16 protein-coding genes and 1 pseudogene are annotated in these 22,892 nt (G+C 41.8%); 5 read left to right on the top strand and 12 right to left on the bottom strand.

From position 1 onward, the window contains the following. Window positions 1–9 precede the first annotated feature (9 nt). Complete coding sequence (locus NST65_RS03420; protein ID WP_335370548.1) at window positions 10–1,599, bottom strand: alpha-glucoside-specific PTS transporter subunit IIBC; 1,590 nt, start codon at window positions 1,597–1,599, stop codon at window positions 10–12. A 148-nt stretch (window positions 1,600–1,747) separates the two neighbouring features. On the opposite strand from NST65_RS03420, the gene NST65_RS03415 reads away from it, so the two are divergent. Then, window positions 1,748–2,512, top strand: a complete 765-nt coding sequence (locus NST65_RS03415) for a MurR/RpiR family transcriptional regulator (protein ID WP_111927655.1) — start codon at window positions 1,748–1,750, stop codon at window positions 2,510–2,512. 143 nt (window positions 2,513–2,655) lie between these two features. Here NST65_RS03415 and NST65_RS03410 read toward each other — a convergent pair. From NST65_RS03410 to NST65_RS03395, 4 genes and pseudogenes are all read right to left on the bottom strand, one after another. Further along, window positions 2,656–3,099: pseudogene (locus NST65_RS03410) on the bottom strand (SMI1/KNR4 family protein); the annotation flags it as partial. A 106-nt stretch (window positions 3,100–3,205) separates the two neighbouring features. Then, complete coding sequence (locus tag NST65_RS03405; protein ID WP_111927656.1) at window positions 3,206–4,180, bottom strand: tRNA-dihydrouridine synthase; 975 nt, start codon at window positions 4,178–4,180, stop codon at window positions 3,206–3,208. Between the two features lie 250 nt (window positions 4,181–4,430). After that, on the bottom strand, window positions 4,431–5,810 hold the full coding sequence (rlmD, locus tag NST65_RS03400; protein WP_111927680.1) for a 23S rRNA (uracil(1939)-C(5))-methyltransferase RlmD: 1,380 nt from the start codon (window positions 5,808–5,810) through the stop codon (window positions 4,431–4,433). A gap of 61 nt (window positions 5,811–5,871) precedes the next feature. Continuing rightward, on the bottom strand, window positions 5,872–6,780 hold the full coding sequence (locus NST65_RS03395; RefSeq protein ID WP_024424554.1) for a diacylglycerol kinase: 909 nt from the start codon (window positions 6,778–6,780) through the stop codon (window positions 5,872–5,874). A 181-nt stretch (window positions 6,781–6,961) separates the two neighbouring features. Between NST65_RS03395 and NST65_RS03390 the strand changes: the two genes are divergently transcribed. Continuing rightward, on the top strand, window positions 6,962–7,915 hold the full coding sequence (locus NST65_RS03390; protein WP_061110519.1) for a nucleoside hydrolase: 954 nt from the start codon (window positions 6,962–6,964) through the stop codon (window positions 7,913–7,915). Between the two features lie 232 nt (window positions 7,916–8,147). On the opposite strand, the gene NST65_RS03385 is transcribed toward NST65_RS03390, so the two are convergent. Then, the gene (locus NST65_RS03385; RefSeq protein ID WP_111927657.1) at window positions 8,148–11,354 is read right to left on the bottom strand and encodes an efflux RND transporter permease subunit; all 3,207 of its coding nucleotides are present in this window, start codon (window positions 11,352–11,354) and stop codon (window positions 8,148–8,150) included. Window positions 11,355–11,485: 131 nt separating this feature from the next. Between NST65_RS03385 and NST65_RS03380 the strand changes: the two genes are divergently transcribed. Next, window positions 11,486–12,331 carry a TetR/AcrR family transcriptional regulator gene (locus NST65_RS03380; RefSeq protein ID WP_065215092.1) on the top strand — a complete coding sequence of 282 codons (846 nt, stop codon included), beginning with the start codon at window positions 11,486–11,488 and terminating at the stop codon, window positions 12,329–12,331. Window positions 12,332–12,510: 179 nt separating this feature from the next. On the opposite strand, the gene gatB is transcribed toward NST65_RS03380, so the two are convergent. From gatB to gatC, 3 genes are read right to left on the bottom strand one after another with little or no spacing between them, the layout of a single operon-like run. Beyond that, window positions 12,511–13,941: an Asp-tRNA(Asn)/Glu-tRNA(Gln) amidotransferase subunit GatB gene (gatB, locus tag NST65_RS03375; RefSeq protein WP_024424551.1), complete on the bottom strand. Its 1,431-nt coding sequence runs from the start codon at window positions 13,939–13,941 to the stop codon at window positions 12,511–12,513. A 13-nt stretch (window positions 13,942–13,954) separates the two neighbouring features. Beyond that, a complete protein-coding gene (gatA, locus tag NST65_RS03370) occupies window positions 13,955–15,412 on the bottom strand; it encodes an Asp-tRNA(Asn)/Glu-tRNA(Gln) amidotransferase subunit GatA (RefSeq protein ID WP_024424550.1) in 1,458 nt (485 codons plus the stop codon). 14 nt (window positions 15,413–15,426) lie between these two features. Continuing rightward, a complete protein-coding gene (gene gatC, locus NST65_RS03365; RefSeq protein WP_024424549.1) occupies window positions 15,427–15,717 on the bottom strand; it encodes an Asp-tRNA(Asn)/Glu-tRNA(Gln) amidotransferase subunit GatC in 291 nt (96 codons plus the stop codon). A gap of 423 nt (window positions 15,718–16,140) precedes the next feature. Between gatC and putP the strand changes: the two genes are divergently transcribed. Both putP and NST65_RS03355 read left to right on the top strand, forming a co-directional pair. Then, entirely contained in the window at window positions 16,141–17,622 is a 1,482-nt protein-coding gene (putP, locus tag NST65_RS03360; RefSeq protein ID WP_034282812.1) for a sodium/proline symporter PutP, read from the top strand. Window positions 17,623–17,783: 161 nt separating this feature from the next. Beyond that, complete coding sequence (locus tag NST65_RS03355) at window positions 17,784–18,482, top strand: MgtC/SapB family protein (RefSeq protein WP_169510856.1); 699 nt, start codon at window positions 17,784–17,786, stop codon at window positions 18,480–18,482. Window positions 18,483–18,525: 43 nt separating this feature from the next. Here the strand turns inward: NST65_RS03355 and NST65_RS03350 are convergent, their stop codons facing one another. The 3 genes from NST65_RS03350 to ligA form a co-directional block, all read right to left on the bottom strand. After that, complete coding sequence (locus NST65_RS03350; RefSeq protein ID WP_034282815.1) at window positions 18,526–19,533, bottom strand: phosphotransferase; 1,008 nt, start codon at window positions 19,531–19,533, stop codon at window positions 18,526–18,528. Window positions 19,534–19,660: 127 nt separating this feature from the next. Next, complete coding sequence (locus tag NST65_RS03345) at window positions 19,661–20,830, bottom strand: CamS family sex pheromone protein (protein WP_258521799.1); 1,170 nt, start codon at window positions 20,828–20,830, stop codon at window positions 19,661–19,663. A 42-nt stretch (window positions 20,831–20,872) separates the two neighbouring features. Beyond that, entirely contained in the window at window positions 20,873–22,879 is a 2,007-nt protein-coding gene (gene ligA, locus NST65_RS03340; RefSeq protein WP_024426682.1) for an NAD-dependent DNA ligase LigA, read from the bottom strand. Window positions 22,880–22,892: the final 13 nt, after the last annotated feature.

Here is a 22,892-nt window from a genome sequence, read left to right as displayed (position 1 = left end):
GCTCCTTTTTCAATCTAATGAAAGTTTTGTCTCAAAGGACTCTCTTACTTGCGGTACACTTAAGCCAACAATGATTTGAATGCTTTGACCACTTTTCGCCATGCCGTGTGCCCGTTTATTTTTTGTAAAGTAGTCCCTATCTTTCACCAAGCTAGGGTCAATCACTGTAATACGCAGACGCGTGGCACAGTTTGTCACATCTTTAATGTTTTCTTTACCGCCAAGGCCTTCTAAGAAATAAACGGCTTTCTCTTCATACTCAGACGCATAAACGGGGCCTTCTTTTTGGTCATGACCTTTTTTATGAGCATTCTCATAATCTTGTTTTGTATATAGCCTCGTCTCCTCCTCGTGTTTTCGTCCTGGTAATGGAATATCAAATTTCACAATCATCCATCTAAAGATGACAAAATACACTGCTGTAAAGAGAAGTCCAATCATCGCTTGGATCAGATAAGTCCCTCCATGATTTGAAGAGAGCGGAATCCAGTTCAATGCAGCTATTTCAATAAGCCCGGAACCCATCATTCCAACAACACCAAACATATTCATAATTGTCACCATGGTCGCACCAAGAAGTGCATGTATCACAAATAAATAAGGCGCGAGAAATAGGAATGTAAATTCAAGCGGTTCTGTAATTCCGGCAAATATGGCTGTTAATGTGGCCGGTAATACCAATGCCAAAACCTTTTTTCTGTTTTCTTTCGGTGTAGAAAAATACATGGCTAAAGCTATCCCTAAACAGCCGAACATCTTAATATTCCCATGCAATAAAAATCCGTATGGATAAAGATCCTTCAAATCGGAAGTGGAGGACGCAAATTCATTTAAGTGAGCAATCCAATATGGTTTTAACCCCCCATTTACAGCCGCTGGACCAAACTCAAAAGGTGTATAAATAAAATGGTGAAGTCCTGTTGGAATTAACACCCTTTCCAAGAAATGAAACAGCCAGACACCAATATAACCAGACTGTGCCATAAACCCTTGAAGAGATTGAATCCCCTGCTGAACATAGGGCCATACAAAAGCAACGATAAAAGCAATAGGAATCATCACAAAGAATCCGATGATGACAACAAATACAAGCCCCTGGAAAATTCCAAGCATTTCAGGCAGCTTTTGATCATAAAAACGATTATGGATCCAAATGACGATTCCAGATATCATCACCGCACCAATGATACTTGTATCCAGCGTAGGTATACCCGCTATTTCTTTTACTCCCGCTACGTTTTCGGCACCTTGCGATAAATCAACGCCAAAAGTAGACGGCCAAAGTGTCAAAATAGCATGAATATAATTGTTAAATACAAGATAAATCATCAAAGCTGCGAGCGTCGCACGTGCTTGCGCTTTTTTTGCAAGTGAGATGGGCAATCCAATCACAAAGGCTAATTCCATATGATTGAAAATCGTCCATCCTCCGCTTTCAATCAGTGACCAAACCTTATACCACATCGTACCTTCTCCAGCCATTTCCCCCATAATCGCCGGATTCTTACATAAAGTCGCGAGGCCGACAACAATACCAAAAAACGCGAATAAAAGTACAGGAACTACCATAGCACTGCCAAACCGCTTGATTGCATTCATAAGCATAACCCCTTTGCTTGATCCATAACACCACTGTAAAGGGAGCGCTTACAAAAACCAATAGGTTTGACGTATTTAGAAATCAAGTTGTAACATTAGATTATATTTTCACAGGAAGAAAATATTTTCATGTTGGAGGGCACATCGCATGATACTCGACAAGCTGGTAAATGAATACTTCGAAGACTTAAATAAGAATGACTTGCACATTATTAAAACAATCCATGATCATCTTGAAGAAATGAAGACAATGAAAATTCAAGACCTTGCCCGTTATGCTCATACTTCCATCTCATCCATCCATCGGCTTGCTAAGAAAATAGGGTTCGACGGCTACAGTGACTTAAAGTCTTATGTGAAATTAAATGCTTTCACTGAAGAGACAACACAAGATTTAATGAAGCTGCTCGATCAAGATATCCAGCAGACAAGAAAATATATGGAGCAGCTGGACTTTCATCAATTAAATGTACTGATTGATCGTGCACCGTATATTTATATTTATGGGACAGGAACAGCACAGCTCGATTTGGCCAATGATGTACAGCGGCAGCTATGGTCACTGCATAAGAAATCTCAAGTATTACGAAGCAAGCGGGACTTAACAGATGGAATCATTGAATTTGGTGAGGATGACCTTTTATTTATCATTTCCTTATCAGGTGAATCGAAGAATTTAGATGAAATCATTCAATTGGTGAAAACAAGACATATCAAATTTATCAGCATGACCACTTTAAGGAATAATCTCCTTGCACAAAATGCCATGTTTAACATCTATGTAAGCAGCACCCCGTTTCCCTTATATAACAAAGTGGACAACTCCAGCTTTCTGCCATTTTACATTGTGGCAGATATTATCGTCAGGAAATTTAGTGAGTGGAAAGTGAACCAATTGAATAATAGGACTTAAACATAACTGGTACAGTTTTGGAGAGAGAATCCATATTGCTTCGCAAAAAAAGAGAGACTCTTTTGTCTCTCTCAAAAAATACTGTATAACAACGGTTTTAATGAAATATATCTACTCGCGGCTGCCTTTTCCTTTTCATGTTATTCAGCAGTATAATGCCCAGCAATCAGTTCATCAAACGAATCCGCTAATTTGAAATCCGTCTCATCTTCTAGATCAAAGTAGTGAATCGGCGGCTGCTCCTTTGTTTCTCTATAATCCAATGCAATCCACGTATGACCATCCCCACAAATGAGCACAAGTCCCTCAGGCAATTCCCATTCTTCTATTAAATAATCACTATCCATAATACCTTCATCTTTGGCAATTCCTCTTAAATGATCAAATGACACATGATCCTCTGCCCATCCATTCGGCTGATCTGTTGGAAAAGCATTATGCAATGTATACCCGCCATTTTGTTCGAGAATCAGTTGCTTATATGTATCCGGCAGGATGACGCCTAGCTTCTTTTCCGCTTTTGCAATGCCTTTCTCATTGATTTTCTTAAATGTTTCTTCGCTTTCTCTATCCCAAAATGGTTTCAAACAAAATACCTCCAATTGTTATTTCTATCTCATTTTACCATTTATAATAACTAGTTTAATAGTCCTATTTATAAAAAAAGAGAAGGGTTCCCCCTCCTCTTGTTGGTCATGATTGTTCTTGATTTCTCGCTTCAAATTCATCCAGCATTGCACGCACTTCACCTGTTGATGATGTGTTCATTAATTGATTTCTCAAGAAACTCGCTCCCCTGAATCCTTTCACATAAATCTTAAAGAAGCGGTGCAGTGCCTTGAATGGACGCAAACCTAGTGATGAGTATTGATCATGGAGATCAAGATGTAATCTTAAAAGACCGAGCAGTTCATCACTTGTATGTTCCTTCGGCTCTTTTTCAAAAGCAAATGGGTTATGGAAAATCCCTCGTCCAATCATCACGCCGTCTACTCCATACTGCTCAGCGAGCTTTAAGCCTGTTTGACGATCAGGAATATCACCATTGATTGTCAAAAGCGTATCAGGTGCTACTTCATCACGAAGTTTTTTAATTTCAGGAATGAGCTCCCAATGCGCATCCACCTGGCTCATTTCCTTTCTTGTGCGAAGGTGGATCGATAAATTCACAATGTCTTGCTCCAAAATGTGTCTAAGCCACCCGCGCCATTCATCGACTTCAGTAAAACCAAGTCTTGTTTTGACGCTGACAGGTAATCCCCCAGCTTTTGCCGCTTGAATCAGCTCTGCGGCAACGTCTGGGCGAAGAATCAAGCCGCTGCCCTTCCCGTTTTGCGTAACATTTGGGACAGGACAGCCCATATTAATATCAAGCCCCTGAAATCCTAACTCCGCCATTCCAATGCTCATCTGTCTAAAGTTCTCAGGCTTGTCTCCCCAAATATGAGCAACAATCGGCTGCTCATCCTCTGTAAAGGTTAAACGCCCCTTCACACTTTGAATACCATCAGGGTGGCAATAACTCTCACTGTTCGTAAACTCTGTAAAAAACACATCCGGTCTCGCCGCCTCACTCACAACATGACGAAACACAACATCTGTCACTTCTTCCATTGGTGCTAATATAAAAAATGGCCGCGGTAAATCACGCCAGAAATTTTTACTCATCTTTCATCCAATTCCTCTCATGACATAGTGCCTTAAGGGCATGTCCATCTATAAAGTCTTTCAGCAATTTTTATCATTATATACTTTAATATGAACCGGGCAAAATTGCAAAAAAGGACTTTTGGTGATGAATTGCGCGGCGAAAATATTAATTCCACTTCCAAATATCATTTTTTAGGCCGATTGAACATACAAAAATAAAAACATCCCGATATCGATGTTTTTCACAGAATCGGGATGTCACAATACATTACTGATTAATCACAAGACTTGCTACACATTCTACATGGTTGGTATGCGGAAACATATCCACAGGCTGCACTTCCTCTGTCACATACCCGCCATCTTCAAGAATACACAAATCACGGGCAAGCGTCCCTGGGTTACAGGAAACATAAACAACACGGTTTGGTTTCATCTTTAAAATGGTGTCAAGCAGTGCTTCGTCACAGCCTTTTCTAGGCGGATCGACAACTAGTGTGTCTGCTTTGATACCTTCTTTGTACCAGTTTGGGATGACCGTTTCTGCTTCGCCGACTGCAAATTCGACGTTGTTGATTCCGTTTAAGGCAGCGTTGCGTTTTGCATCTTCAATCGCTTCTGGGACAATTTCAACCCCATATACTCTGCCTGCCTTTTTTGCGAGAAATAAAGAGATCGTCCCGATTCCGCAGTATGCATCAATCACGGTTTCTTCGCCTTGCAGCTCTGCATATTCAAGCGCTTTGTCGTAAAGCACCTTTGTTTGAGCTGGGTTCACTTGATAAAATGAGCGGGCCGAAATGGCAAATTTGATGTCGCCAATCGTGTCATAAATATATTCTTCCCCCCATAAAACGGTTGTTTCGTCTCCGAAAATGACATTTGTTTTCTTTGAATTCACGTTTTGTACAATTGACCGAACATGTGGGAAGCGTGCTATAATCTGCTCAATCACCTGCTGCTTTTGCGGGAAATCAGCCGTTCTAGTCACAAACACAACCATCATTTCACCTGTTGCAATACCGTAGCGAACCATCACATGACGCAGCCAGCCTTTGTGCCGCTCTTCGTTATATGCTTTGATGCCAAACGCATTGCATATGTCTTTTACTGCCTGTACCACTTCGTCGTTTTCTGACTGCTGAATCAAACATTTTTCCATATCAATGATTTCATGGGTACGCTGCTGATAAAATCCTGCAACAAGTCCGCCTTCGCGTTCGCCAATTGGAACTTGTGCTTTGTTTCGGTAATTCCAAGGGTCATCCATGCCGAGTACAGGATGAACTTTTACACGGCTCATATCAAGCTTGCCGATCCGCTCTAAAACGTCCTTTACTTGTTTCTGTTTAAAAAGCAGCTGGCCTTCATAGCTCATATGCTGAATTTGACAGCCGCCGCACTGCTTGTAAATAGGACATGGCGCATCTTGCCTGTGCTGACTTTCCTTTGTCAGCTCCATGAGTCGTCCAAAAGCAAATCCTTTTTTGACTCGTGTGACTTTGATTTTCCCTTGTTCGTCAGGAAGGGCATTCGGTACAAAGACAGGGAATCCTTCAATTTTTGCTACACCTGCACCTTCATGCGTTAAGTCTTCGAAGGTTACATTGTAGTATTCATTCTTTTCAACAGGCGGTTTCATTTTCACCAATTTTATCACCTCATTTGCAAAGAAAAACTTGGCCGCCATCAGGAACCAAGTTCAGTCTTCACCCTATTTTTTCAGCTGTTGCTTTTGGCACAATAAATTCAATATGGCGATACAGGTTTTCAAATTCACCTGGCAGCATGCCGCCGTATTCACCATCTAAATTCAATTGCATTTTATCTTTTACATCTACCTTCACGCGATTCGCTTTTGCGTAGATGACATTGTTATCATGAATATGCTCGCCTCTGAGTGCAAGGCTGACCACTCGAATGGCTTCTGCTAGATTGACCTTCTTTAGAATGATCAGGTCAAACATCCCATCATCTAAAATGGAATCTGGCGCTAGTTTTTCAAAGCCGCCTACTGAGTTTGTGAGTGAAACAAGAAACAGCATGATTTCTCCATGAAACAATTTGCCGTCATATTCAATTTCGACTTCTGTCGGGCGGATAGAAGGAAGCATCTCCATGCCTTTTAAATAATAAGCAAGCTGTCCAAGCATGGTCTTCAGTTTACTAGGCACCTCATAGGTGAGCTCTGTTAACCGGCCGCCGCCAGCAATATTAATAAAATAATGGCCATTGACTTTACCGATATCAAGCGGTTTCGCTACACCCTCAATAATGGCATCTGTCGCTTTCAAAACACCTTCTCGTGGAATTCCAAGTGCTCTTGCGAAGTCATTTGTTGTTCCAACTGGAATAATTCCTAGTTTTGGTCTTTTTTCAAGCGGTGCTAGTCCGTTGACGACTTCATTGATCGTGCCGTCTCCACCTGCTGCTACAATTAAATCAAAATCTCTCTGTGCGGCTTTTTCTGCTGCTTGCGTGGCATCTCCTGCACATGTCGTCGCATGACAAGAAGTTTCATAGCCAGCTTGTTCAAATTTTTGCAAAACCTGCGGTAAATTCTTCTTGAAGAGTTCACGCCCAGATGTCGGATTGTATATAATTCGAGCACGTTTCATTCATCATCATCCTATATTCATTATGCAATCTATTTTCACCACTAACAACCTTTAATTATACTATGAGATTTAAAAATGGCAACAAAACAACCACCTAATATGTGAAATCTCCTACCACATTTCCCGCAGCAAGAAAGCATTCTGATAAGATAAAAGAAAACGCTGTAAAGGATGATATGCGATGAAAAAGCCTGTCTATTTTAATCATGACGGCGGTGTTGATGACCTCGTCTCTTTATTTCTTCTCCTTCAAATGGAACATCTGAAAGTCATCGGAATGTCTGTGATTCCTGCTGATTGTTATTTAGAGCCTGCTCTCAGTGCATCTCAAAAAATCATTGATCGATTCAGCCCTTATGAAATTGAAGTTGCTGCTTCAACTTCTAGAGGCGTCAATCCGTTTCCGAAGGAGTGGCGGATGCATGCTTTTTATGTAGATGCTCTGCCAATTTTAAATGAAAAAGGCACTGTTGATACAAAAGTGTCCAAGCTGCCAGCACACCTTCATCTGATTGAAACGGTTAAGAAGGCAAAAGAACCTGTCACCCTGCTCTTTACTGGTCCGCTCACAGATCTTGCACGCGCTTTAGAAGAAGATCCTTCGATCTCTAATAAAATTGAGAAATTGGTGTGGATGGGCGGCACGTTCCTTGAAAAAGGCAATGTTGAAGAACCCGAGCATGACGGGACAGCAGAATGGAATGCATTTTGGGACCCTTATGCTGTGAGCACTGTCTTTCAGGAACCTTTCCCTATTGAAATGGTCGCACTTGAAAGTACAAATCAAGTCCCGCTTACACTTGATGTACGTCAGCGCTGGGCTTCTCTTCGTTCTCATATTGGAATAGATTTTATCGGTCAGTGCTACGCCTTTTGCCCGCCGCTCATTCATCATGAAACGAACTCGACGTATTACTTATGGGATGTGCTGACAACGATTACTCTTGCATCTACATCATTTACCCGTTCGAAAGAAGTTAATGCGATCGTTTATACCGAGACGCCAAAGCAAGGACGCACCGAAGAGCATCCAGATGGAAAATCAATTCAAGTGATTGACCATGTCGATCGTGATGCCTTTTTCCACGCATTTGAAGAGCTTATGAGAAAAGCTGTTTGTCAGATTTCAAAATAAAAAAAGCCCCGCCAATACACGGGGCTTTCAAATAATTGACAAAGGGCTGAAATGATCTTTATTTTAGCCCTTTGTCTTCTTTTCAGCGTGATAGAAAACCTTTGCAGTCTAGGAAGGACGAGTACCGAAGCGGAGCGAATTTAATATTCGTGAGCACCGGCACGCAGTCCTGACAAAGAATGCGAGGGTTTGTTTACACGCTGAAAGCCCCGCCAATGAGCGGGGCTTCCTCTTATTCTTCTTCTGCGTACTTTTTCTTACGTCTAAACTTGCTTAACATTTCATACACGATTGGGACGATGACCAATGTGAGAAGTGTAGAACTTGTTAAACCGCCAATTACGGTTACGCCAAGTCCTTTTGATACGATCTGGCTTCCGCCTTCAAATCCTAATGCGAGTGGCAGCAGTGCACCGATCGTCGCAAGTGCCGTCATTAAGATCGGGCGTAATCTTGTTGTTCCAGCTTCAAGTAATGCTTCTCTTGTTGAGAGACCTTCTTTTTCTTTATGAATCACGCGGTCAATCAAGACAATGGCATTTGTTACAACGATACCGATCAGCATGAGCAATCCAATCATGGCATTTAAGCTGATGGTTTCTTTTGCTATAAACAATCCAAGCAGTGCGCCAATAATCGTAAATGGCAGTGAGAAGAGAATCGCAAATGGTGCAAGTCCTCCGCCAAATGTGATGACGAGAACGAGATACACAATGGCAATCGCTGCAAGCATTGCAAGGCCAAGCTGTGTAAAGGATTCCTCAATATCCGCACTTACGCCGCCTGTGTCAATCGTTACGCCAGATTTTAGATCAAGCTTGTCGACTTTCTTCTGAACATCCTGCGTTACACTTGAGACGTCGTCTGTTGTCATGTCACCAGACACTTCTGCGTAGATTTTCCCATCACGTTTTGTCACCGTATTTGCTGTCGTACCATCTTTTACTTTGACGACATCACCAATACGGACTTCTTGCCCTGTTGGTGTGGTGATCTTTTTATTTTCTAAATCTTTTTTGCTCTTATATTCATCTTTTTCCGTTTGAAGCTTCACATCAAGTTCTTTGCCGTCCTCTGTGACTTTCGTCAGTGTTGTTTCACTATTTTGAGGTGCAATCGCTTGAGCGATTTGTGAAGCAGTTAGACCTAGTTTCGCTAGTTTTTCTTGATCTGCATTAAACGTATATTCGTCGTATTTCTCAGATAAGCTTGTGCTGACATTTTTCAGGTTTTTCTCATCTTTTAAGATGTTCTCAACATCTTTTACTGTGCCTTCAATATCACTTGCTTTATCCCCGTACACATAGTACGTCACCGTATTGCTTGCACCAGCAGATGAGAAGTCTTGTGATTTCCATTCCCCTTTAGATGCTTTATCTTGCAGAGCTTTGACCACGCGATCTTTTTCTTTATCAAAGTTTGGCGTGTCATCATCATATTGTACGAAGAATAATGCACCGTTAGAGTTACCGCCAACACTTGCTGTCATGGCATTTGAAGAGCCTAGTGAATACTGAACTGTATTGACATGATCACGTTTCATCAAATAATCTTCAGCTTTTTTCGTTTCATCAATTGCTTGCTCTCTCGTTTGTCCAGGCTCTGGCGTGTATGTCACCATGGCCGTTTTCTCTGCTTCCTGTGGTAAGAAGCTGACACCGACAAGTGGTGCTAAGAATAAGCTTCCGACAAGCATAAGAATGGCAATTCCTGATGTGATCCATTTATGGTTGAGTGTCCAATTAAGTACACGTCTATAACCGCCAGCAAGTTTGCTTGGTTTATGTTCTTTTACTTTTTTCGCTGTGCCGTAGAGATTCTTTTTAAATAGACTGTGTGCCATCATTGGAACAATTGTAATGGCGACAAGCAGTGAAGCAAGTAACGCAAACACAATCGTTAGGGCAAATGGGATGAATAGTTCACCAATCATTCCACCTACTAATGCTAACGGTAAGAATACTGCAATAGTCACAATGGTCGAAGACATAATCGGGATAAACATTTCTTTTGTGGCTTCTCTGACGAGTGCCTTGCCTTTTAATGGTTCATCCTTTAATGCCATTCGTCGATAGATGTTTTCTATGACCACTATCGAGTCATCGACAACACGCCCAATGGCGACAGTCATGGCACCAAGTGTCATGATATTTAATGTAATATCCAGCTGATTTAATAATAAAACAGCAATCAACAGAGATAACGGAATGGAAATGACCGAAATTAATGTTGATTTGATATCTCGAAGGAACAACATAATGATAATGATCGCAAAGATTGCTCCGATGATCGCCTTGTTCAGCATTGTGCTGACAGACTCTTTAATCGGTCCTGCTTGATCATATGTGGTACTTACTTTGATGCCTTTGTTGTCTTTTTTAAATTTCTCAAGCTCTTTTGTCACTTCTTCTGCTACACTCACTGTGTTGGCATCAGAACCTTTAACAATTTGCAGACCGATACTGTCTTTTCCGTTCGTTCTAGAGATCGATTCTGCATCTTTTACGACTTTAATATCTGCTATCTCAGATAGCTTGATCGTCGGCAGCTCTACAGATTGACTGCTTGCTGCACCTCCACCTGCTTGCTGCTGACTTGCACTTCCAGCCTGCTGCTCCGCACCTTGCGCACCTGGGTTTTCTGAGCCGTTAGAAGGTGCTCCAGCTCCAGCGCTTCCCGCACCGCCGCCTGCACTTGGTGTGACTGGAATACGCATGTTTTTCAAATCTTTGACGCTTAAAATATTGCCGTCCACGACAACTGATTTTTGTTTGTTGCCAAATGTGTATAGACCTAATGGTACATTCACATCAGAGCCTTTGATCATGTTTTGGACGGTATCTTCATCTAGACCGTATTCTTTCAATTTCTTTTGTTTAAACGAAAATTCTACTTCTTTGATTTGCTGTCCTGAAGTTTCGACAGAAGAGACACCGTCTAATCCTTGAAGTGAAGGAACGAGATCATTTTCTACTTTTTGTGTAAGGTCTTGTAATGATTCTTTATCACCAGAGACACTAAGAGCTAGGATTGGAATCGCATTAATACTAAAGCGTGCGATTTTAGGTTTTTCTGCATTTTCAGGGAAATCGATATTGCTAATCGCATCTTCAATTTCCTTTTTTGCTTCATCCATGTCTTTGTTGTAATCGTACTCGATTTGAATGGATGATGCATTTTCAAATGAATTAGAAGTGACCACGCTGACCCCATTGAGGTTTTGAATCGATTTTTCAATTGGATCTGTCACCTTATCTGATACTTCGTCCGGCGTTGCGCCAGGGTACGTTGTAGAAACCGTAATGACTGGCGTGTTGATATTAGGGATTGATTCTTGTTTCATATTCAATCCGGCATATAGACCAGCAACTGTTACGATAATCGTCATGAGCCATACAGCGAACTTATTCTTTAATACAAAATTGATGATCGAATTCATTATATCCTCCATTTTCCTTTATGTATTGACTGACTGGTCATTCTATATCATAATAAACGGTGATATACAATGCCGTCAACCATTTCACTTGCGTTTGACGTAACATTCTAAAGCTGAAGGGGCCTTATTTCATGAACGAAAAAAAAGAAAAAATCATTAAAGCAAGCATCCAATTGTTTGCGAAAAAGGGTTTTTCTTCTACGACCATTCAGGAAATTGCAGATGAATGCGGAATATCAAAAGGCGCATTTTATTTACATTTCAAATCAAAAGAACAGCTTTTCAACCGAGCGTTTGAATATTATATCGACACTTCGATGCAAACTATCGAAATGATTCGAAAAGAGAATCAGCATCTCGCGCCGAGAGAGATCTTTCAGAAACAAATCGCTGAACAGTTTCAGCATTTTGCTGAGAACAAGGATTTTATCATTCTGATCCTCAGCGAGAACATTATTCCGGAAAACCAGCAGATTAAAAAGTATTCAAAAACTGTGAAAAAGCAAATGAACGATGAAATTCAAATTTCCATCTTGACCACTTATGGACAGGAAATCGAACCATATATAACTGACCTGTCAGTCATGATTCAAGGAATTATCCAATCCTATGTGCAGGTTCTGCTTTTACAGGATCAAATGAAATTATCATTTGATGAGCTCTCATCCTTTATACTCGAACGGTTTGATGATCTGGTTCACGGCTTGCTTCGTTCTCAGACGAAGCCGATTTTGAAGCAAAGCATTTGGGATGATGAAGCGCCGAGTGCTGTTTCCCTTCAAGAGGAGCTTCGCTTGTTAAAGCTTGAGCATCTGCTTTCAGATGATACCGTTGTATCCATTGAAGTGATTGAAGAAGAGCTGGCAAAAGCTGAGCCTCGTAAGCCAGTCATCCAAGGAATGCTGACAAATTTAGAAAAGTGTGAGGAGCCTGCTGTTCTAAGAGCAGTGGAGCAATTGAAGCTGTTTCTTCAGTAACATGACGTTCTGTTTTTCGATTTAGCTCACCTTTCCCCCTTCGAATGTGCACTTTCGCTTATGCTTCATTATAAGAAAAGATTCTCTAAATTGATATACGGCGGTGGTCTGAATCTATGTTAAGACCCTGTCATTTCAAGCAAAAAAACCGCCTGTTTCATCAGGCGGTTTTTTGCGATTTAGCGTTTTTTGATTTCTTCAAGGAGAATCTTGTTCACCATCGGCGGGTTAGCTTGGCCCTTCGATGCTTTCATGATTTGTCCGACTAAGAAACCAATCGCGCGGTCTTTACCATTTTTAAAGTCTTCAATGGATTGCGGGTTGTTATCAAGTGCTTCTGTGACAAGTTTGAGCAGTGCACCTTCGTCAGAAATTTGGACAAGTCCTTTTTCTTTGACGATTGTTTCTGCATCTCCTCCATTTTCAATGAGCTCTTTGAATACCTTTTTCGCAATCTTAGAGGAAATTGTTCCTTTTTCAATAAGCTTGATCATGCCAGCAAGTCCTTGCGGCGTTAGCTTTGTATCGTCCAGCTCTTTTTGAGCAGAGTTTAAGTAAGCAGATACTTCACCCATGAGCCAGTTCGATGCTTGCTTCGCTTCTGCACCTTCTGAAATGGTCGCTTCAAAGAAATCAGACATTTCTTTCGTCAGCGTGAGTACCATTGCATCGTATGCAGGGAGTCCAAGCTCATCGATATAGCGTTTGCGGCGCTCGTCTGGAAGCTCTGGGATCGATGCTCTTACACGTTCTTTCCACTCGTCATCAATGTACAGTTCCACCAAATCCGGTTCTGGGAAGTAGCGGTAATCATCAGATCCCTCTTTGACACGCATCAGGATCGTCTTTTTAGACGCTTCGTCATAACGGCGGGTTTCCTGTTCGATCAAGCCGCCAGAAAGCAATACTTGCTCTTGACGCTTTTCTTCGAATTCAAGGCCTTTTTGTACGAAAGCGAATGAGTTCAAGTTTTTGAGCTCTGTCTTTGTACCAAACTCTTCACGGCCGATTGGGCGAAGAGAAATATTGGCATCACAGCGAAGTGAGCCTTCTTCCATCTTACAGTCAGAAACGCCTGTATATTGAATAATGGATTTTAATTTTTCTAAGTAAGCATACGCTTCTTCTGGCGTGCGAATGTCTGGCTCAGATACGATTTCAACAAGCGGTGTGCCTTGACGGTTGAAATCGACGAGTGAGTAACCGTCGCCTGTGTGCGTCAGTTTCCCAGCATCCTCTTCCAAATGGAGACGCGTAATACCGATTCGTTTTGTTTTGCCTTCTACTTCAATTTCAATCCAGCCGTTTTCACCGATCGGTTTATCAAACTGAGAAATTTGATACGCCTTTGGGTTATCAGGATAGAAGTAGTTTTTACGGTCAAATTTTGTATCTGTTGCGATTTCACAGTTCAGCGCCATGGCCGCTTTCATCGCAAAGTTCACCGCTTCTTTGTTCAGTACAGGCAGTACGCCAGGATAACCAAGGTCGATGACACTTGTTTGCGTGTTGGCAGCTGCACCAAAAGGTGTCGGCGAGCTTGAGAAAATTTTCGATTGTGTTTTTAGCTCTACGTGGACTTCAAGTCCAATTACCGTTTCAAAGTTCATTCTGATTCACCCCTTACAGTTCAGGTTTTGCTTTATGATGATCTGTTGCTTGCTCAAAAGCGTGAGCCACGCGGTACACTGTTCCTTCGTCAAAGTGCTTGCCGATGATTTGCAGTCCTAACGGAAGGCCATTTGCAAACCCACAAGGCACACTGATTCCTGGAACGCCTGCAAGGTTAACAGGGATCGTTAAAATATCGTTTGCATACATGGTTAGCGGGTCGCTTGTCTTTTCACCAATGTTAAATGCAGGAGTCGGCGTTGTTGGTCCTACAATGACATCATACTTTTCGAAAACATCTTCAAAGTCTTTTTTGATCAATGTACGGACTTTTTGCGCTTTTTTATAGTACGCATCGTAATATCCTGAGCTTAGCGCGAATGTACCAAGCATGATGCGGCGCTTCACTTCGTCTCCGAAGCCTTCAGAACGAGTATTTTTGTATAAATCAATCAGGTTGTCTGCATTATCTGTACGGTAGCCATAGCGGATGCCGTCAAAACGTGCAAGGTTTGCAGATGCTTCTGAAGAAGACAGTAAGTAGTAAGTCGCAAGCGCGTATTTAGAATGCGGAAGAGACACTTCTTCCCACGAAGCACCAAGTCCTTCTAATACTTTTAACGCTTGAAGAACAGATTCTTTTGCTTCCTCGCCAACACCTTCGCCAAGGTATTCTTTCGGCACAGCAATTTTCAAGCCTTTGATGTCGCCAGTTAATGAAGAAAGAAAATCTGGGACATCGACATTTGCGCTTGTTGCGTCCATTTGATCGACACCTGCAATTGCTTGAAGAACATATGCGTTATCCTCTACATTACGTGTAATCGGACCAATTTGGTCTAATGATGAAGCAAATGCGATTAATCCGTATCTGGATACACGGCCATATGTCGGCTTAAGACCGACAACCCCGCAGAAAGATGCCGGCTGACGAATAGAACCGCCAGTATCTGAACCAAGTGAGAACGGTACTTCACCTGCTGCAACAGAAGCTGCTGATCCACCGCTTGATCCGCCTGGAACGGTGTTTAAATTCCATGGGTTTTTCGTCGCTTTGTAGCCTGAGTTCTCCGTAGAAGATCCCATTGCGAATTCGTCCATATTTAATTTACCGATTGTGACTGCTTCTGCGTCTCTTAAGCGGTTCACAACGGTTGCATCATAAATCGGATCAAAGTTTTGCAGGATTTTACTTGAAGCTGTTGTACGCAAATCCTTTGTAACAATGTTATCTTTCACACCGATCGGCATACCGAACAATAGACCAAGCTCGTCCTTTTCACCAACCGCCTCGTCCAATTCCTTTGCATACGCACGTGCTTTTTCTTCGTCCAGTGCAAGGAATGCTTGTACTTTCCCGTCTACTTCATTGATTCGTTTATAAGACTCGTCCACTAAATCAGAAACAGACAGTTCCTTTTTATGTAAAAGCTCTTTTAATTCAGAAATTTTGTGATCAAACAGTGACATGTCTCGGGCCTCCTTTAGTCCAAAATTGATGGCACACGAATATAACCGTCTTTATGATCAGGCGCGTTTTTGACGACTGCCTCAATGGAAAGACCTTTATTCGGAACATCTTCTCTCATGACGTTTTTCATTTTTAATACGTGTGTAGTAGGTTCAACGTTTTCCGTATCTACCTCGTTTAACTGCTCTGCAAATGAAATGATGCTATCAAGCTGTTCTGTAAACATCTCAGCTTCTTCTTCTGTAATCGCAAGCCTTGCTAAATGGGCAACGTGCTTGACTTCTTCTATTGAAATTCTTGACATGCAGGTTCACCTCCAAAAATGATGCGTACTCGTGGTCATGATCATAAGTCATATACACTTTATCATATCAAATTTTACTGTTCTAAAGCAACTTTACGAAGGTGCGGTGAAAGGTTCGTTTTCTTGAAAACGTCTTCTTATCAAACCAATAAATGAAATATTCATCAGGTGACTTTTTATTTTTCAGAAAATTTTTACTTTTGTTTATTTTTGTAATCGCTTACATACTGGTTCTTATCACCGATCTGTCCATTTTTTCTTCAAAATGAAGAGGTTTAGGCAGGTTGATCACTTGGGAATACTCTGTTAGGTTAAGTAACCATAGCAGTGAGCGGGACAGTCAAGCAAAAAAGCTGCCATCGCTCTTCTGTATATTTTGATTGAGGTGATGTCAAATTAATACGAAAAAGGTGAGAACACAAAATGAGTATTGAAGTTACAATTTCCTTATCTATTTATTTTATCGGGATGCTTGCCATTGGCTGGTATGCATTCAGGAAAACACATGATTTAAATGATTATATGCTTGGCGGACGCGGGCTTGGCCCATTCGTTACGGCCCTTTCAGCAGGTGCTGCGGACATGAGCGGATGGATGCTGATGGGTGTGCCAGGTGAGATGTATAAAACAGGTTTATCGACAGCCTGGCTTGCGATTGGTTTAATCGTTGGTGCTTACTTGAACTACCTCATTCTTGCACCTCGTTTACGTTCTTATACAGAGATTGCGGATGATGCGATTACGATTCCTGATTTCTTTGATAAACGATTCAAAGGATCATCTGCTTTATTAAAAGCTGTTTCAGCCGTCATCATTTTAATTTTCTTTACGCTGTATACATCGTCTGGGATGGTATCAGGCGGACGTTTATTTGAGTCAGCATTCGGTGCTCACTACATGTTTGGACTGATTTTGACGTCAAGTATTGTCATTTTGTATACATTGTTCGGCGGATTTTTGGCAGTGAGCTTAACGGACTTTGTCCAAGGAGCTATCATGTTTTTAGCATTAGTGCTCGTGCCGATCGTTGCCTTTACACAATTAGGCGGACCTGTTGCTACATTCCAAGATATTCAACAGATTGACCCTAAATTGCTTGATATTTTTAGAGGAACGAGCGTCATTGGCATTATTTCCTTCCTTGCCTGGGGACTAGGTTACTTTGGACAGCCGCATATTATCGTGCGCTTTATGGCCATTACGTCTGTTAAAGATTTAAAACCAGCACGCCGAATTGGAATGAGCTGGATGATTATTTCAGTGATTGGATCACTGTCTGTCGGTTTAGTGGGTGTTGCCTATGTTCATGAAACGGGTATGAATCTTGCTGATCCTGAAACCATCTTTATCGTTTTTTCTAAAGTATTGTTCCATCCATATATCACTGGATTTTTACTTTCTGCCATTTTAGCTGCGATTATGAGTTCAATTTCGTCTCAGCTGCTTGTCACAGCAAGTGCCATGACAGAAGATCTATACAGAACGTTCTTTAGAAAAACAGCATCAGACAAAGAGCTCGTCATGATTGGCCGGATGTCTGTACTCGTTGTCGCTGTGATTGCTCTCTGCCTTTCACTTAACCCAAGTGACACCATTCTTGACCTTGTCGGTTATGCTTGGGCAGGATTTGGTTCTTCATTTGGTCCAGTCATCTTGCTTTGCCTATACTGGAAACGAATGAATCATCACGGTGCCCTAGTTGGAATGATCGTTGGTGCAGTTGTGGTTCTGACATGGATTACAACAGGCCTCAACCATGCCACAGGTATTTATGAAATGATTCCAGGCTTTACCCTTAGTGGATTAGCTGCCATTATTGTGAGCTTATTGACAAGTAAGCCGTCAAAAGCATCAAAACAGCTATTTCACAAAATGGAAGATCATCTTGAAGAAGAAACAAAATAAAGAATTGAAGAGTCATCTGCCCTATGCGGATGACTCTCTTTTTAAATAAAATAAAAAGCTTTTCTTTCTTCAGAAACTGAATAAAATAAGAGTTGTGCAGCCATATGGGCTGTGAGAAGATCATATACATGTTGTGAAACGTACATGAAGTGAAAGGAGCGATACGCATGTTTTGGACAATTGAATGGGATACAGTCTTAAAATTAGCCGTGGCCACCTTAATCGGTCTGATTATCGGGCTTGAACGAGAGCTGAAGAAAAAGCCCCTCGGCTTAAAAACGTGTATTGTCATTGCTGTCAGCTCCTGCGTCTTAACCATCATCAGCATTGATGCAGCCTACAATTTCCCTCGAGTCTCTAAGCTTCAAATGGACCCACTCAGGTTACCGGCGCAAATTATATCTGGTGTTGGTTTTATTGGAGCAGGTGTGATTCTTCGAAAAAGCAATGATGTCATCTCAGGACTCACGACTTCTGCGATGATATGGGGAGCAGCAGGACTTGGGGTTGCAACAGGTGCAGGATTTTATAAAGAAGCCTTCCTCAGTCTTTTCTTTATTCTCATTAGTGTCGAATTCCTGCCATGGCTCTTCCAGCGGATCGGACCGATTCGTCTGCAGGAAAAAGAAATCCGCATCAGAATGTCTCTTTCTGACCGAAACCGCATGACCGATATTTTAAAAGAAATGAAAGCCCTCAATATCCGCATTCATTCTGTACGAATTGATGATTTAAAAGAAAAGGACTATCCGATCATGGAAGTACGTGTACGAGTGCATAAAGACCGCTATACAACCGATGTGTACTTTGATATTAAAGATCTAGAAGGCGTCGTTGGCGTGAAGTGTGATACGGTGTAGTCATAAAAAACCCCTTGCTGTTTGACACAGCAAGGGGTTTCTTTTATCGGGCCAGCTGTTGAAAGTCAAAAGGAGTAATTGGTGTTTTTTGCTCAATTTCCTTTCGAAAACATGACAGCATGGCTTTTTGGTCAGAAGTCATTGTTTGGAGATCAAATGCTTGATGTAAAAGCCCATAAATAAGCATATGACGCAGCATGAGAAAATCAGGGATTGTTGCCAGCCACGCGTCATCAAGCTCATTCTCCTGTCGATAGCCTTTTAAAAAATGACTCATAAATTCTGCCGTAAATTCAGCTTTATCATCATATGGAATCACTGGATACCAAAGAACATTGTATAGCAAAATACTAATATCATTGATAAACCAGTGATATCCAATATCATCAAAATCGAATGCGATAATCTCTCCTTGATGATAATGGAAGTTCCCGTGATGCAAATCGGCATGCACCAGCCCATACACATCCTTCGAAATTCGGAGCTGGTGAAGCTTTTGCATCAGTTCATCTTTTCTTCGCAAAACAACCGTTTGATCAGACGGAATATATTGATCAAGCTTTAATTGCTCCTCTTCATACCACTCTTGACGCTTATAAAGAGGATCTTTTACTTGATATCGTTTTGTTATTTGATGCATTCGTCCTGTATAGGACCCTAACGCTTCAAACAGCTCCCCATTCCAATCTCCTTCATTCACTTTTCTCCCCGGTGCTTTTTCATACACACGGAGTAAAAATGCGCCTCCGGCTTGATCAGGAATGGTTTCAACGTCTTTTCCTCTTGCTGATGAAATCGGCTTTGCTACGGAAATACCATGATGAGACAGGAATCGAATCCAGTCCATTTCTCCTAAAATATATGTGGGTGAACGACGAATGGTATGGGTGATTTTTAATATATAATTCTCCCCATTCATTGCCTTATATTCATACACATAATTTTCTGCATCGGCTAGAAATGTGACTTGGTCAAGCTGAAATTTATACAAGTGAGCCGCTTTCTTTAAGACTTTCTGTTCATCGTATCGTGCTTTTACTTCTTTATGCATGCTGATTCTCCTTTATCGTCTTTTTAAATGTTCTTGACGGTAATCAGCATTATACGAGCATCAACATACCTGCCTTTCTTCTTGGTTTCTACTAATATTTTGACAAGAGTTTGGAAATCCCTCTTATTTAGTCATATATATGAACAGTCGGTTCTTTGTCTTCAGCATTTTTCGTAATCAAGGCTTCTTGTTGATCAGAAGATGTAATGTTGATTTCGATATTGGTACTCTTGTAGTAATCCATGACTTCACCGGTTAAATATTGTGTGAAGGCTACGACTTCCGTTTTTCCATAGAACTGCATTGGAATTTCGATTTTCATTTTTTGCAGGTTGCCGTTTTTGTAAAAGCCTTTTCCTACAACACCAGTGTAATTCGGGAAGTAGTCTTCGACCTTTGTCTTGAAGCGGTCAAATCGCTCTGAATCATCTTTGTAGCTGCTTTTCGCATTATCTGAAGGGAAGAATACATTCTCCTCATCGATCGTATCCCAATTTCCGATATCAGCGGAGCCTGCTTTTACATCCGTTTTGGCGATAAAGTTACCTGGAACGATAGATGATTTTGGTGCTTGCTTATAAAGGGCAATCATGACAGGCACTTTTTGCAGTCCGTCCATTTGACGAATGCGCTTGATCACTTGTTCAGCGATTTTTTCACCCTCTGCCAAAAGTTTCTTTGAATTTTTCGATGAATCGATGGTCACCTCTTGCTGCGGGTCACCAATCTTTTCACGGTAATAATAAACAGAGTTCAGTGCAAGACCAATGACAACTCCGCCAAGCTGTAAGCTGTTTTTGTCTTTTCTAATTAAGTAATTATGCTCTAGCATCGAAGCTAAGTAGATGGGACTATTTTCATTTTTAGACTTTGTTGAACCTGAGTTTGGAAGAGCAGGATTTAAGCCTAGATTCTTAAAGTTTTTATCATCTTTTTCTGCCTTTTTCAGATCACTGCCTGTTTTTTTGCGTGCCAGCCAGCTGAGAACGGTATCCTCATCTAAATGCTGTCCTTCTTGGAAAAGATAGTCGTTTGTATTAAATGACTCTGTTGCAAGGCGCATGAGTCCTGTTTCAAATTCATCAATGTCCAAGCGTGTGTTGAGACGCTCCGCTGTTAAACCTCTCGCAGCTCCTTGTTTAAACGGCAGCACCATTTTGTAATAGGAGTCTGAGATATTGTACATCGGGATGATGGCTGTTTCCTTTGTTTCCTTCGTTTCATCCGTTTTTTGTGTGACCTCTTCCTCTTCCTTTCCCCCAAAAGGTGCACACGCTGACAATACCAGTGTGAGCATTGTCAGCAGCAATAACAACTTTTTCAATAGAAAACACTCCTCTTATTTCTTTAGCTCCTCGAGCATTTTAGCTTCGTCCCAAATTTCAATATTGAGTTCTTCTGCCTTTGTCAGCTTACTCCCCGCTGCTTCTCCGGCAATGACTAGATCTGTTTTTTTACTCACACTGCCTGCCAGCTTGCCGCCTAACGCTTCGATCGCTGCTTTTGCATCGTTTCGCGCCATTTCTTCTAACTTTCCTGTCAGCACAATGGTTTTTCCTGCAAAGTAGGAATCACTTTCTTCTGCTTTTACCGGCTTTGGCCCTGTATAGGTCATATTGACTCCAAGCTCTTTTAGTTCGTTCAGCAGATCGAGTATTTCTTCTTTCTCAAAGTACGTGACGACGGCATCAGCCATTTTTTCACCAATTTCGTCGACTTCAAGTAATTGTTCTTTCGTTGCTTGCTTTAATTGATCGATGTTTTCGAAATGCATCGCCAAGGTCTTTGCCGCTTTTGATCCAATAAATCGAATGCCGAGTCCAAATAGTAAACGCTCAAGAGAGTTTTCTTTCGACTGCTCAATTGAACGCAGTAAATTGTCGACAGATTTTTCGCCCATTCGTTCAAGCTGAATGAGCTCTTCTTTCGTTAAACGGTAAAGGTCGGACACACGAGAGACTAGCTGTTCCTTAAAGAGCTGTGTAATGACCCGCTCGCCAAGCCCATCAATATTCATTGCATTACGGGAAACGAAGTGAATGAGTCCCTCACGTATTTGGGCAGGACACTCTGGATTGATGCATCGTAAGGCCACTTCGCCTTCGATTCGCACCAGCTCACTATGACACTCTGGACATTCAGTTGGCATGTGAAACGGCTTTTCTTCGCCTGTACGCTGATCGACAAGGACACCTGCGACTTCAGGAATAATATCGCCGGCTTTTTTCACAATCACTTGATCAAACAAGCGAATATCCTTTTCTTTGATCAAATCTTCATTATGAAGAGATGCACGCTGCACTGTCGTCCCTGCTACTTTGACAGGCTCAAGAATCGCTGTTGGTGTAATCACGCCTGTTCGCCCAACGCTTAGTTCAATATCAAGCAGCTTCGTTACGACCTCTTCAGCCGGAAACTTGTACGCAACCGCCCAGCGCGGGCTTTTTGCTGTAAAGCCGAGTTCTTCCTGCTGAGCCAGTGAATCGACTTTAATGACAATTCCATCGATTTCATATGAAAAATCGGCACGCTTTACTTTTAATGTTTCAATAAGGTCGATGACTTCTTCGATCGTTTGGCACATCCGTCTTTCTTTGTTTGTTTTAAAGCCAAGTTCGTCGAGAAGATCAAGTCCTGCGCTTTGCGTTTCAACACCAATTTCATCAAGCTCCGCTATACTGTAGACGAATATATCAAGGTTTCGTTTCGCTGCAATTTTCGTATCAAGCTGACGAAGTGAACCTGCAGCCGCATTACGCGGGTTTGCAAACGGCTCTTCTTCGTTTTGTATTCTTTTTTCATTTAATGCTTCAAAAGAAGGTTTTGGCATAAATGCCTCGCCTCTCACTTCAATCGACAGAGGGCGTTTGATTTTAAGCGGGATGGAACGAATCGTTTTGAGGTTTTCAGTAATATCCTCCCCCGTTGTTCCATCTCCGCGTGTCGCTCCTCGGACAAACACGCCATTTTCATAACGGAGAGAAACAGCGAGTCCATCAATTTTCAGCTCGACATTGTATGCGATATCGTCACCGACTGCTTGACGAACCCGGCGGTCAAAATCAAGAAGGTCCTGTTCATTAAACGCATTCCCAAGGCTGAGCATCGGTGTGCCGTGACGCACTTTTTGGAAGGCGTCTAAAACAGCGCCGCCTACTCTTTGTGAAGGTGAATCCGCTGCTTTTAAGTCAGGGTGTTCTTCCTCCAGAGAGATCAGCTCACGCATCCGCGCATCATATTCAGCGTCAGGAACACTTGGACGATCAAGTGTATGATATTCGTAGTTGTATTGATTCAAAATCTGGTGCAGTTCCTCGATCCGGCGTTTCGCTGCTTCTTTATCCATCTGCTTCTTCCTT

It is taken from the genome of Bacillus sp. FSL P4-0248, assembly GCF_038593305.1.
Lineage (GTDB): Bacteria > Bacillota > Bacilli > Bacillales > Bacillaceae > Bacillus > Bacillus safensis.
Note: the sequence above shows the minus strand (reverse complement) of the source record. Positions and strands in the feature narration are given on the sequence as shown.

Coding starts and splice junctions, on each gene's coding strand:
- NST65_RS03420 (WP_335370548.1), bottom strand. CDS start 1,599: ATGAATGCAATCAAGCGGTTTGGCAGTGCTATGGTAGTTCCTGTACTT.
- NST65_RS03415 (WP_111927655.1), top strand. CDS start 1,748: ATGATACTCGACAAGCTGGTAAATGAATACTTCGAAGACTTAAATAAG.
- NST65_RS03405 (WP_111927656.1), bottom strand. CDS start 4,180: ATGAGTAAAAATTTCTGGCGTGATTTACCGCGGCCATTTTTTATATTA.
- NST65_RS03395 (WP_024424554.1), bottom strand. CDS start 6,780: ATGAAACGTGCTCGAATTATATACAATCCGACATCTGGGCGTGAACTC.
- NST65_RS03390 (WP_061110519.1), top strand. CDS start 6,962: ATGAAAAAGCCTGTCTATTTTAATCATGACGGCGGTGTTGATGACCTC.
- NST65_RS03385 (WP_111927657.1), bottom strand. CDS start 11,354: ATGAATTCGATCATCAATTTTGTATTAAAGAATAAGTTCGCTGTATGG.
- NST65_RS03380 (WP_065215092.1), top strand. CDS start 11,486: ATGAACGAAAAAAAAGAAAAAATCATTAAAGCAAGCATCCAATTGTTT.
- gatB (WP_024424551.1), bottom strand. CDS start 13,941: ATGAACTTTGAAACGGTAATTGGACTTGAAGTCCACGTAGAGCTAAAA.
- gatA (WP_024424550.1), bottom strand. CDS start 15,412: ATGTCACTGTTTGATCACAAAATTTCTGAATTAAAAGAGCTTTTACAT.
- gatC (WP_024424549.1), bottom strand. CDS start 15,717: ATGTCAAGAATTTCAATAGAAGAAGTCAAGCACGTTGCCCATTTAGCA.
- putP (WP_034282812.1), top strand. CDS start 16,141: ATGAGTATTGAAGTTACAATTTCCTTATCTATTTATTTTATCGGGATG.
- NST65_RS03350 (WP_034282815.1), bottom strand. CDS start 19,533: ATGCATAAAGAAGTAAAAGCACGATACGATGAACAGAAAGTCTTAAAG.
- NST65_RS03345 (WP_258521799.1), bottom strand. CDS start 20,830: ATGCTCACACTGGTATTGTCAGCGTGTGCACCTTTTGGGGGAAAGGAA.
- ligA (WP_024426682.1), bottom strand. CDS start 22,879: ATGGATAAAGAAGCAGCGAAACGCCGGATCGAGGAACTGCACCAGATT.